This window comes from Geminocystis sp. NIES-3708 (assembly GCF_001548095.1).
Taxonomy (GTDB): Bacteria; Cyanobacteriota; Cyanobacteriia; order Cyanobacteriales; family Cyanobacteriaceae; genus Geminocystis.
Window position 1 is genome coordinate 546,230 of record NZ_AP014815.1, and the last position, 13,715, is coordinate 559,944.

The 13,715-nt window shown below is 32.9% G+C and carries 6 protein-coding genes; 1 reads left to right on the forward strand and 5 read right to left on the reverse strand.

Going from position 1 to position 13,715, the window contains the following annotated elements:
• Positions 1 to 14 precede the first annotated feature (14 nt).
• Complete coding sequence (locus GM3708_RS02330) at positions 15 to 1,049, forward strand: ribonucleotide-diphosphate reductase subunit beta (RefSeq protein ID WP_144439348.1); 1,035 nt, start codon at positions 15 to 17, stop codon at positions 1,047 to 1,049.
• 218 nt (positions 1,050 to 1,267) lie between these two features.
• Here the strand turns inward: GM3708_RS02330 and GM3708_RS02335 are convergent, their stop codons facing one another.
• The 5 genes from GM3708_RS02335 to GM3708_RS02355 all read right to left on the reverse strand — a co-directional run bounded on the left by GM3708_RS02335 (position 1,268) and on the right by GM3708_RS02355 (position 13,684).
• Positions 1,268 to 4,525, reverse strand: a complete 3,258-nt coding sequence (locus tag GM3708_RS02335) for an efflux RND transporter permease subunit (RefSeq protein WP_066343812.1) — start codon at positions 4,523 to 4,525, stop codon at positions 1,268 to 1,270.
• 481 nt (positions 4,526 to 5,006) lie between these two features.
• The gene (locus tag GM3708_RS02340; RefSeq protein ID WP_066343813.1) at positions 5,007 to 6,002 is read right to left on the reverse strand and encodes an MBL fold metallo-hydrolase; all 996 of its coding nucleotides are present in this window, start codon (positions 6,000 to 6,002) and stop codon (positions 5,007 to 5,009) included.
• 99 nt (positions 6,003 to 6,101) lie between these two features.
• The gene (glgB, locus tag GM3708_RS02345) at positions 6,102 to 8,387 is read right to left on the reverse strand and encodes a 1,4-alpha-glucan branching enzyme (protein WP_066343814.1); all 2,286 of its coding nucleotides are present in this window, start codon (positions 8,385 to 8,387) and stop codon (positions 6,102 to 6,104) included.
• Positions 8,388 to 9,256: 869 nt separating this feature from the next.
• A complete protein-coding gene (locus GM3708_RS02350) occupies positions 9,257 to 11,923 on the reverse strand; it encodes a CHAT domain-containing protein (RefSeq protein WP_066343815.1) in 2,667 nt (888 codons plus the stop codon).
• Between the two features lie 69 nt (positions 11,924 to 11,992).
• On the reverse strand, positions 11,993 to 13,684 hold the full coding sequence (locus GM3708_RS02355) for a ShlB/FhaC/HecB family hemolysin secretion/activation protein (protein WP_066343816.1): 1,692 nt from the start codon (positions 13,682 to 13,684) through the stop codon (positions 11,993 to 11,995).
• Positions 13,685 to 13,715 lie beyond the last annotated feature (31 nt).

Below are 13,715 nucleotides of genomic sequence, written 5' to 3' on the forward strand. Positions count from 1 at the left end.
CAATTAACCAGAAAATGCCTCTAACTCCGATTTTTAATCCGAGTGGTGATGATCGCATAGAAAATAGAACTGTTTGGTTTGGTAATACAACTAACTTGATGCAATTGAATGACGTTCGCTATTCATGGGCAATTGGTTTATATCAGCAGATGAGAGAAAATTTTTGGATTCCCCAGAAACTTGATATAACACAAGATGTTACTGATTATTGGAATTTAACCAGTGAAGAACGTCGTGCTTTTGAAGGAATTTTATCTTATTTAACTTTTTTAGACTCCGTTCAAACTTGCAATATTCCCCATTTAAAAAGCTCTATTACAGCCCCTGAAATTAGTCTATGTATGGCGGAGCAAATATCTCAAGAAGGAATGCACAATCACGCCTATCAGTACATGATTGAGACGATTATTCCTAGTGATAAAAGAGATCAAGTTTATGATTTTTGGCGCACAGATAAAGTTTTATCAGCAAGATGTGAATTTATTGCAGGATTTTATCAAAAATATATTGATAATCCCACAAAAGAAAATTATTTTATTGCTCTTTTAAGTGATTATTTATTAGAAGGCTTATACTTTTATAATGGCTTTATTTATTTCTACAATTTAGCCGCTAGAATGTTAATGCCGGGTTCTGCTGATATATTTAAAATGATTAATCGTGATGAATTAAGTCATGTGAGATTATATCAAAAATTGATCCCCGAAGCAATGCAAACATTTAACTATTCTTTAGATCAAATTTATGAAATGTTTGATACAGCAGTACAACATGAGTGCAAATGGACTAATCATATTGTCGGTAATAACATTTTAGGTATTACAGAATCTAGTACTGAGCGTTATACTAAATACCTTGCCAATATTCGTTTAAGAGCAATTGGCTTAGATCCCCTTTACACTGAGCCTCTCTATAGCAAAAGTCCTTATACTCATCTTGAAAAATTCTCTGACACCAAAAAAGAAGGTAACACCAAAGCAAATTTCTTTGAGGCTAGTGTTACCAGTTATATGATGTCCTCTGGGGTTTCTGGTTGGGATGAAATCTAAATTAGATTTGAGTTCGATATAAATTTGTTGGCAAAGATGAAACTAGAAGACTAGGTGACTAGGAAAGAATTGATTTAAACATTATTAAAATTGATTTTCGACACTTATTTATCAAATTTAATTCTTTTCAGCGAGAAAAATTTGGTGTCTTATTAGTCTTAAATCTTTATTTATCAGAGTTTTTTACTATTGAACTATTCTATTTGTTCACCTTGTCTTCATTGTTTCTCCGATGTCGAACCGAGATAAGTATAAGACTGAGAGATATTTTTTTTCTCGATAAAAGTAACTTCTTCAGTGGAAAAAGTCAAGGGTTGATGAAGTAACAGATAAAGACAAGGAATTAGAAACAGTGTCAATAAGGTAGCTAAAGACAACCCTGAAAATACCACAATTCCTAATGGTTGTAAAAATTCTCCTCCTTCCCCTGCCCCTAATGCTAAAGGGAACATTCCCAATACAGTAGTGATGGTAGTCATTAAAATAGGACGTAATCTTTGAGACGAGGCTTGAAGGATGGCAGTATAACGACTAGGCTTTTCAATATGAGGATTTTGGAGTTGTTTGTCATAAATTTGATTGGCTAACTCTACCATAATAATAGCGTTATTAACTACAATCCCAATTAATAAAACTGCACCCACAATAACTGTTGCACCGATGGGAGTTTGTGTAACGTATAAGCCGATTATTCCTCCCGATAAAGCTAAGGGTAAGGTAAACATAATCACTAAAGGATCAATAATAGAATTATATTGGACTGCCATCACCACAAATACTAGAAAGGCGGCTAAACTTCCTAAAATGGGCAGAGAGGCTTGTAATTGTTTGTTACTCTCGGCGGCGATACTTGGCAAGATGCGGATACCTTGAGGCAATTCAATGGTTTCTAAGATGCTGTTAACTTCCGCTAAACCTGGTCCTAAAGATGCTCCTTCCGCTAAATTTCCCGTAATAATAAATACTTGTCTTTGATTAATTCTTTGAATTTGGGAAGGGGCTTTTTCTGTGCTTATCGTTGCGACATCTCCTAAACGAATTAAGCGATTATCATTGGTAAAAATTGGTACTTCTAATAACGCATTGGCATCTTTAACCAGATTTTGATCTAGTTGTACTCGAATATCAATTAATCTTTCTCCTCTTTGCAACTGAGAAGTAACTAAACCGCTCACCGTAGTTTGTAAGGAATCAGTAATATCTATAATACTTAGATTCAAATCTGCTAACCGTTGTAAATCTGGGATAATAGCCACTTCTGGTTGGGCAGGATCAGCATCAGGACGAAATTGGACTAATTTTGCCTTTTCATCGAGAATTCCAACTATTTTTCTGCCCGTATCTTCTAATAAACCTTGATCATTGCCTTGTAAGATAACATCCACATCTGCTCTTACAGGCGAATTATTTAAAAATAAACCTCTTACCGCAGCAGGATTGACACGAATACGAGTATCGACTAAGTTTAATTGATTGAAAGCTTTGTTGAGCTTGGTTATATATTCATCCAAGTTTGTACCTTTTTTAACGGTAATAGTACTTGAACCTCTTAAAGCATTTTCATTAACATTACTAGCAAATAACGAACCGCCAGAGGTTGTAAAAGAGTATAAAGTTTCAGGTTGTTTCAAGATTATTCCATCAACTAATTCCATCACTTTTTGATTATTTTCGAGGATAGTATTCGGAGGAAACTGGACAAAAACACTGGCTTGTCCTGTGTTAATTTGGGGGAGAATTTCTTGGGGTAACTGTTGAGCAAAATTTAAGCTAGTACTGCCTAAGAGAATAAATAAACCAAGGACAAAAAACCAACGAATTTTGATCAGAAGACTTAAAACAAAGCTATAACTATTATTAGCCGCATTAAAAGCCTTGTTAAACCATGAAATAATGAAAAAACGACGAATTTGACTGGAAAATTGAATCGCCAATAATCGTGATGTGAGCATTGGTACAACAGTGACGGCCACTACGATGGAAGCACCAACGGCAAAGCTAATGGTTAAAACTAATTCGTTGAACAACAAAGAGATAAAACCGCCAATCATCAAAAATGGCAAAACTGCGACTAAATTAGTGCTGGTGGAAGCCACTAAGGCAGACTCTACTTCCGAAGAACTTTGAATAGATTGTTCGAGGATTTGTCGGCGATAAATTCCTTTGTCGGAAATGGGATCATGAATAATTTTTTCTGTGCCTTCGATGATGGTTTCTAACATCACAATAGAGTTATCAACCACAATGCCAACCCCTAAAGCTAAACCACCTAAACTGAAGACGTTTAAAGATAAGCCAAATATTTTCATCATAATTACCGCCGCTAAGGTAGCCATAGGTATCGAAATGACGATAATTATAGTCTGACGAATTGAACCTAAAAATAATAATACGGCGATCGCAGCTAAACCTGTACCAATTAAACCAGAACTGATAACGTTATTGATAGCATTACGAATAAAAATAGACTCGTCAAGGGTAGGTAATAAAGTTAAATCATCAGGGATAGTATTCGCTTTTTTTAACTCCTCAATTTTAGCTTTGATAGATTCTACCACCTCAATAGTATTGGCTTCGGGTTGTTTTTGCATACTCACTTTTACCGCAGGAGTACCATTAAGATACACAAAAATACGTTGATCTTGTGCACCATCGATAACGTTAGCAAAATCATTCAAATAAACTCTTTGAGAGGAATTAGGAATAGCAAAAGAAAGGTTATTTAATTCTTCAGCACTTTTAAATCTACCGACAACACGGGTTAAAGGCTCATTATTTTCGCCTAATAAGCGCCCTCCTGCTATATCTTGATTTGTATCTCGAATTTCAGCGAGAACATCATTTAAACCTATACCTAACGCCTGTAATCGTTGTAAATCGATTTCTACCCTAACTTCCTCTTCTATTCCTCCAGATATATCTACTGAAGCTACCCCCGGTACAACAGTTAATTCTCTAGCTAATTCTTGATTAGCAAATACTCTTAAATCTAAAATATCTCTAACTTCAGAAGTAATAGCAAATTCATAGACTGGTAACTGGGAAGGCTCAAATTTAAAGATACGGGGGCTTTCAATATCATCAGGTAAACGACTTCTTGCACGGTTAAAAGAAGCAGTAGCATCATTTAACGCTTGATCAATATTACCGCCAACTCTGAAAAATAAATCTAAACTAATACTATTTTCTCTCGTTTGCGAATAAACTAATTCGACTCCTTCAGTGGCAGAAAAAGCCTCTTCTAATGGACGAGTAATTTCTTCAACGGCAATTTCTGGTACAATGCCTTCAGTATCAACTCTCACCCCGATGCGTGGATAAGTGATAGACGGTAATAAATCCACTTGAATGGTGGTAACAAAAAAGATACCTATTATCATCACCGCCAAAGTTAACATTATAGTAGCGATGTGACGGCGAATAGATAAACCGCTAATACTAAACCTTGAACTTAAAGGGGTGAAAGGCAATTTCATGGTGATTTTGATTACTTATGAAGATAAAAGTCCAACACTAAACTAACATAGGCAACTGATAATTAACAATCAACAGATGATAAAGATAAGGATAGTGACACTGCTTAAATATATCTGAGTTAGATCACCAGAAAACAGACAGGAAAGTGTTTTCAAAAAAGTCTGGGTTAATTTGTTTAACCCTAATCCCAACCTCAGTTTAACAAAAGGAAAATGATGATGCTTCAACTATCGCTCACTAACCTAGACAGCTGGACAGTTAGAATAGTCGAATAGTTGAAAAATGTTCAATAAGTACTTAGGCAAAATTAATTGTGTATAGACAATGGAAGATAAGAGTTTAAAACCCTTGAGTAACAAGGGCTTAGGAAAAATAAAATCCACAATTAATTATACTCACCTACTTATTTGTGCATTTTTGAGAGAATTTTCTTGATTTGATTCACAAAAAACACAATCTGCCTGTCTTTTTAAAACACTATTATTTTTGACTTAACCCGTTATAAGCAATAGTTAAAAACTGATTAGAATTTAAAAATCCTTTACCCCAAGTCTCATCTAAATCCGCTAAAGTTTTGGCTTCAATTAAATCTGACAATGTCATATTCTTTGTAATACCCTCTTTAACCCTTTCATTGACAGTTTTTAGCATATCTTGAAAAGCCATTAAGTCTTTAGGACTGGCAATTTCTCCATGACCAGGGATAATAATAGATTGATCATCGCATAATAACAATATTTTATCAATGGCTTTAATCATACCCTGTACTGAACCACCAACACCTGTATCAATAAAAGGATACATACCATTAAAGAATAAATCTCCCGTATGAATCAAATTTTGTTGAGGAAAATGAATTACTATATCTCCATCAGTGTGTGCAGGGGGAACATGAAAAGCATTAATGGGATTATCATTAAGATTCAAAGAAGTTTGATCATTAAAAGTAATTCTCGGTAAAGCCTGATTACTCGATACGGGAATATTCATTCCTAAAACTTCATAAGTATGAGGAACTTTCATCTGTTTAATGACATTATCATGGGCAATAATCATCGCACCATTTTTAGCAAAGTTTTCATTTCCTCCCGTATGATCAAAATGATAATGGGTATTGATAAGGTAACGAATGGGTTGACGAGTAATTTTTGCCATTGCCTCTGTGATTTTTTCAGATAATGAAGGAAGTTGACTATCTATTAAGATAATTCCATCATTGCCAACATATGCCAACATATTTCCCCCCTCTCCCTTCAACATATAGAGATTTTTTACCGCATAAACCTCTATTTTGACATTATCCAAATTTTTTTGAGCAATAATTGCCGGTACAGCTGATATTACTTTTGTTGAGGAATTTTCTTGTTTATCAAAAGGTATGATTATATGAGCTAAAACACTTTGTGTACAAAACAAAAGAATAGCTATACTGAAAATAATTAGTAAAGAGTTAAACTTAAACTTGATCTTAGTCATAATAATATAGGAATCCTGCTGAATTTATTTCTGTTTTTAAACTCATATATAATATATTGTTACTTATTACTTACTGCTTAATTACATGAAGGAAAAATGTTAAGAATGAACAGAATTCGTTATGTTAACATCAAGTTTTAACATTAACACCCCTAATGGTGGCAAACATAAATCAAGAGAATCACCATAGCTATGGAAAAACCAAGATTCTGTCCATTTTCCTCCTAAATTACCCATATTACTTCCACCATATTCACGAGAATCACTGTTAAAAATTTCAGTATAAAATCCTGCTTGAGGTACGCCAATGCGATAATGACTATGAGGTTGAGGAGTAAAATTACAGACGATGACAATAAATTCACCATTTTTAGCACGACGCAGAAAAGCAACAACGCTATGACGATTATCACTACAATCAATCCACTGAAAGCCTTCTTCTTCAAAATCTAATTCATATAGAGCAGGTTCATTTTTATATAAAGTATTAATATCAGCGAAGAATTTTTTAAGTTCCTTATGTTTGTCATATTGTAATAAATGCCATTCCAAATCATTCCAGACATTCCACTCACTCCATTGTCCAAATTCCATGCTCATAAACATGGTTTTTTTGCCCGGATGTGCGAACATATAACCGAATAGACTGCGCATATTCGCAAATTTTTGCCATTCATCTCCTGGCATTTTGCCTATCATGTTGCTTTTGCCGTGGACAATTTCATCATGGGAAAGGGCTAACATATAATTTTCGCTGTGATGATACCACATACTAAATGTGATACTATTTTGATGGAATTGACGAAACCAAGGATCCATAGCAAAATAATCTAGCATATCGTGCATCCAGCCCATATTCCATTTCATATTGAAGCCTAAACCTCCCATATAAGGCGGACGAGATACCATTGCCCATGAGGTTGATTCTTCAGCAATAGATAAGATACCAGGGAAGTAATTAAAGATAGTACCGTTAACTTGACGCAAAAATTCCACCGCTTCGATGTTTTCTCTGCCACCGTATTGATTTGTTACCCATTCTCCGTTTTCTCGATCATAGTCAAGGTAAAGCATAGACGCTACTGCATCAACCCGAATCCCATCGATGTGGTATTTATCGAACCAAAATAAAGCATTGGCTACAAGGAAATTACGAACTTCGTTGCGTCCATAATCAAATACTAAGGTACCCCAACCTTTATGTTCACCTTTACGGGGATCTCCATGTTCATACAAATGCGTTCCATCGAAGAAAGCTAAACCATGTCCGTCTTTTGGAAAATGTCCAGGTACCCAATCAACTATAACACCAATACCATTTTGATGACATACATCGATGAAATACATTAAATCTTCTGGGCTACCATAACGAGAAGTTGCCGCATAATAGCCAGTGACTTGATAACCCCATGAACCATCAAAGGGATGTTCCGCAACGGGTAATAATTCAATATGAGTATAGCCTAATTCTTTGACGTAGGGAATTAATTTCTCTGCGAATTCATAGTAATTTAAAAAACGAGCAGTGGACTTAATTTCAGAAACAGGTACAACTTCTGCTGCATCACCAAATTGTTTTAAAGGATCTTCAATAGATGTGTGCAACCATGATCCCAAGTGTAGTTCATAAACAGAAACAGGTTGAGTTAAAGGATCTGTATTACGGCGTTTTTCTAGCCAATCTTGGTCATTCCACTGATAAGAGTCTAAATCAGCAACAATAGAAGCGGTTTTGGGACGTACTTCTTGATAGAATCCGAAGGGATCAGATTTTTCGTAAATGTGTCCTTCCCAATTTTTAATTTCATATTTATAATGAGTTCCGTAGTTAAGATCAGGAATAAATATCTCCCAGATCATATTCTGACGTTTCCGCATTTGATGTTCTCTGCCATCCCAAGAGTTGAAATCTCCCAATACTGATACATTTCTCGCATTAGGTGCCCAAACGGCAAAATATACCCCTTTAACTCCGTTTTGTTCGATAACGTGAGCGCCTAGTTTTTCATAGATACGATGATGATTACCTTCCCCGAATAGATGTATATCAAAATCAGTTAATTGTCCTTCTTTGAATTGGTAGGGATCATATATTACTTTTTCGTGATTTTCTTCTTTTATTCTTAATTGATAACTATTTAGTTCTGGTGCTTCGATTTCACACTCAAAAAAGTTGGGGTGATGGTGCGATCGCATTGCATATTCTTGACGACTATTAGGAATAACCACAGATGCACTATTCGCTTTGGGTAAATATGCTCGAATTACCCATTGTTTTTGGTCATTGTTTTCTGACAGAAGATGACAACCAAGTATTTCAAAAGGATCATGATGTAAATTATGAACTATTTGATTGACTTGCTCAGAGGTTATTGTGCTAGACATTTAATTATTGATACTTAAACATTTTTTATATTGTTCTAATGATAATATCTAGTCTTACTTTTAGGATAATTACTTTTTGTCTAAGTATTAATAACTATACATAGTTATGGCTTTGGTGAATTCAGCCATTAACGATCTGGAACTGTTACATCCTTCCAACAAAGATAATCAATAAGCAAACGGACAGAATAAGTCAACATTTTGACTTATTTTGAATAACACAAAGTTTTTCAGTGTAGTTTTACTAAGTAATGCCTTAATCTTGTGTTTTCCTCTCCACTGTTGTCATATATGTTTTACTAGTAATAGGTTAAGATCGACCTCAGGAATAAACTGTGGATATACCCTTCTTTTGTCATGTTCGGAAATAAAATAATAGTAGAAAAAGAAAAATTAAACTTGGGAGGCATAAACAATAATGGATGTAGCAAAACAAGTTTGTAAATATTTACATAGAATATTGTATTATAGTAGGTGTATAAAAAATAATATTGTTGGATAACAAGATTTATCGGTTTAGCTTGACTCCATCTGTGTGTATAGAGTAAGTTGTACATTCAAAAAGCGGCGACTGAAAGTATAATAACGATATTCTCTCCCTATTATCTCTCAAAAATCTAGGCGTATAGTAAAAGTGCTAATTTTTTTTGATTAGTGATGCCTACTTCCAATCTATAGAAAACAAAACTCATACTCCGTAAAGGTTATATCTTCTCTAAAATTTTTCAAAAACACAGTCAATAATCATAATTATATGTCTAACGTTAACTTCCTTCCATTTGTTACATAACTTTGTATTGTGATTGCACACTATTAAAGTGCGTCTTAGGTTGTAACTTTTTTCTTTCTCTTTTAATGTTTAAGTCCTGTTATAACCAATTACCGATTAAAATAAAAGCAGACCAATAGGAAGGATGACTGTATTGGGAATGTTTAATCATGTCAATCTGTGCTTTTCTTAATGCTTCTGCTTTAGAAATAAAGGGATTATTTAATTGTTGGTAAAAATCACTTATGAGTAATTGTGTTGACTCATCTACTACGGGCCATAAACTTGCAACAGTAGTTCTCGCACCTGCTTTCAAAGATATTCCAGCTAAACCCAAAGTTGCTCTTTTATCACCTACGGCTGTTTGACAGGCACTTAAAACTAATAATTCTAAAGGTTGTTTTTTATTATAGTTTTGAAATAAACTTGTGAGTTCTTCGATCCCAATTTTTTCATCCCACGTTAACAAAAATGTACTATTTTTATCGGAACTAAATTGTCCGTGAGTAGCAATATGTATAATGGGTGAAAGAGAATTATTAATGATTTTTTTGAGTTGATTTTGGGTAAATTCTTGATTTAAAAGAGTTTCACTTTGAGGAATAATATTATTAATTTTTTTTATTTCTACAGCAACTTGGGGTAAAGGATCAAAAGTTTTTCCTAATTCATTTTCTTGATTCATGTCACTTAATCCTGACAATATTACTTTTTGTTGAGAATTTTTAGAATTTTCTGGCGGTAATAATTGTAAACTGGGAGCAACGGCAATATTATAATTTTCTATAAGATATTTATTACCATCAAAAAGTGCTGACATAGGAATATTTTTTAAGTTTCCATCAGCGACAAAGACTAAATTTTTGACTTGAAATGAAACTAATTTTTCTTTAACTGGTTCAATAATATTATTATATAAATTATATAATGATAATTGAATAGAATTAAGATCTTGAAGATTTTCAGCCGATAAATTATTAGTTAAAATATCGATTTCAGAATTGATTTTTTTCTGATCAATTTTAATACTATGATGATGTAAAGTTTTATTTCCGATGGAGACAATTACTTCTAATCTATCCTCTAAAATAATGGGATAAAAAATAGCTGTTTCTTGATCAATTATCTTCTCTAAATTAATAGGTTTTATATCTAAACAAGCATCACGAAAAAAGTTATCTAACTCCGCTACTTGTAAAGAATCAATCGTATTTCTTGCTAATTTTATTTCTTCATCAGTGGCGGTATCATTTAATAAAAGATCGACAAATTCTCGATATATTGGCTCAATATTAGTTCTAAAATCAAATTCCAGATCATTATTTATTCCTGCCAAATCACCCCTCAAATTTTTTAAAATATTTACAGCAGATTGATAGGAAGAAATAGCTTTATCTCGTTGATTATTTTCTCTGGCAATTTTTCCTAATAACCAATGCCATTGATAACTTAAATCTGAGGCTTTTATTTCTTGACTAAAATATAATGCTTTTGATGTCAAATTTTGAGATTCTTTAAAATTATTCAAAGAAAAATACAACTTTCCTAAATTTCCTAGAGCATTACTTTTTCCTCGATTATAATTAATACTATTACTTTCTTGATAAGCTAATTTTAATTGTTGTATAATAAACTGAGTATACTTTTTAGCATCAATTTCTAATAAATTATTAGCTAAACTTATTCGATAATTAATACTATTTTTATTTGGTTTAATACTTATTCTATTTATATTTTCGAGAATCTCATCAATTACATTATCTATATTATGAAGATCATTATAATTAATTAATAACCCTAAATAAGTCAACTTAGCAATAACTTTTATTTCGGGAACATCTTGAATATTAATTGCTTTTTGATAATAGTTATTAATATTATTCAAATCTTTATTAATTTGCTTTTTATTGTTTTGAATAATACTTTTATAAGTCCCAGCTTCAATATTTTTAAATAAATCGATATTTTCTAAATAATTCTCACTTTGATTAATACTATTGACACGGTAATCAAGATTTTCTTTCTTTATCAAAAAAGCTAAATTTCCTTGAGCTATAAATATATTAGCTATTAAAGAATCTTGCTTATAATTTTCTGCTATTTCTAAGGCTTTATTTAAAGCAATTTCTCCTTGATTAAACTCACCAATTGTACTTAATTTTTCCCCTAGAGTTAACCATGCTTGAGCTGTTATTATATTTTGAGGTGCGTTTTCTAATTTACTTTGAATACTGGTTAATTTATCTAAGGCTTGACGATAAAATCCTAATTCTTGTAATGCTCTAGTTTGTTTAATTTCAGCATAAATAAATTGACTAATATCACCCCTTTTTTCTGCTATTTTACTACTTTTTTTCCATGTTTGAATAGCAATTTCAGGGGAAGCAATTTCCATTTCTACTTCTGCTTGAATTTCAAAAGCAAAATTCAGTAGTTTGGATTTATTCTTATCTTGATCATCGATTTGATTAACAACACTTAAAGCTTTTTTAATAGTAGAATCGGCAAGAGTAAATTCTTGTTGATGAAGATAGATTAAAGCGAGATTAATTAAACTTTGAGATTGAGAAATAATATCTTTTTTTTCTTTTCCTTGAGAAATAATATTTTTTAAGGTTTCAATAGCAGAAGAATAGTCTCCTTTTTGATAAAAAATTTCAGCTTCTGTCATCATCTCAAATGCTAAAACTTTATTAGATTTCACCGTAAAATTAACTGTGAAAAAAAATGTTAGCAAGGCAAGTTTAAAAAATGGTTGAATTTTCATAGTTTTACTTTAATAAAAATAAACTCTAATAAATTATCTGGATAATTATTTATTACTCATTATTCACTACTAAAATGGTTTTAATTCAAAAGAAAAATAAATTCCATCTCCCTGTAAGGTGTTATTATCATCATTTAAATTAACTAGGGGAATACCATAATCAATTCTGGCAGAAAAACGATCACTGATTAACAGTTTTAAACCTAAACCAACACTCGCAAGACTATTTTTTTGTAAAGGAATATTATCGTTATTCCAAACTGTACCAAAATCAAAAAAGGGTGATAGTTGTAAGGTAGTTTTCCATTTAGGAATTTTTAAAATGTTAGCACGTAATTCTGTCGAAGCAAAAAAACCATTATCTGCAAGTAAGGCGTCTTGAGAGTAACCTCTGACGGTATAAATCCCCCCTATACTAAATTGCTCGACGGGAAGTAAAGTTTTATTAGCTAATTGTAAATCTCCCCTAACTAACCACATGACATCAGGAGTTAACAAATTGAGGTATTGACTTTGTCCCCGCCATACGAAAAAATTACTATCGGGTCTATCATCATTATTGTTAGTTGCTCCAAAAGCAGAGATACCAAAGTTAAATTGAGAACGGGCTAAAAATACATCTCTTAGACTACGCTTGTTATACTCTTGAAAAAAACGGATAGCAAACACCCTGGTTTTACCGTCAGCATCCGCACCACGGGATAAGGGAAAAGGCTCACCCAGTAAATAGTTACTACTATTTTGCCAGTCGGTGGTAATGCCTAAAGCAAATTCTTGGTTAGCGGTTTGATAGATGGGTTGACGATAGGTTAACTCATATTTTTCATAGTTAGATTCTAAGTCAAAAGGCTCAAAAATTTCGGGATAGATAACTTTCGATTCGCTACTCCTAAAGGCAAAACTTACTGTACCATTGTGAGCGTTTACGGGTAAAGTATAACTAAGATCATCTAAACTATCGCTTCCATCCGTATGATAGTAGGTAACATTAAATCGATCACCCCAACCAATTAGGTTATTATGGGTTATCTGCCCTAAAATGCGATTAGTGCCAACACTGGGATTGCGATAATTATCATAACTTACCATGGCAAAAAAAGCCTTAGCTTCGATAGCATTAACCTCTAGAATATTATTACCAACAGTCGTGCCTTCAATTAATTTGGCAGAAACTTGAGAAAGTAGGGGGTTAACCTGTAATAATTGTAACGATTGGAGTAATTTTTGTTGATTTAGGGGAGATTTTGCCCCAATGGCTAACCGATTACGTACATAATTTTCTTGAAGATGGTGTAAACCACTGATTTCGATAGATTCTACTTTTCCCTCAATAACTTGAATCGTCACCACGGTATTGTCTGGGATGATAGTTTGTTGTGGAATGAAAGCTCCTGAAGTAATATAACCATTATCTACATACAACTGAGTAATTTTTTCTTGTGCTTCCACCAATTGACTGAAAGTGATGGGAGTATTAGTATAATTAGCTAGAATTTGCTTAAATTTTTCTTCACTAAAAATAGTACTCCCGATTACTTTAAACTTTTTAACAATGATTTCTCCCTCAATATTTTCTAAAGGTGAAGAAGGATTTGTTTCTGTGGGAGGCGTAGGTAAAACATTTTCAAGGGGAGGTAAAGGCTGAATATCAGAAGGTGGATTGAGGGGTGGAGGATTTAGTCTTGGAATAGTTTGTGCAGTGGTTATTTTTGTATAACTAACAAAACTAATTAGGGTGAGAAAAAAAGTTATTTTATACATAATTTTTATTTAATTAAAATCTTGATTTTAT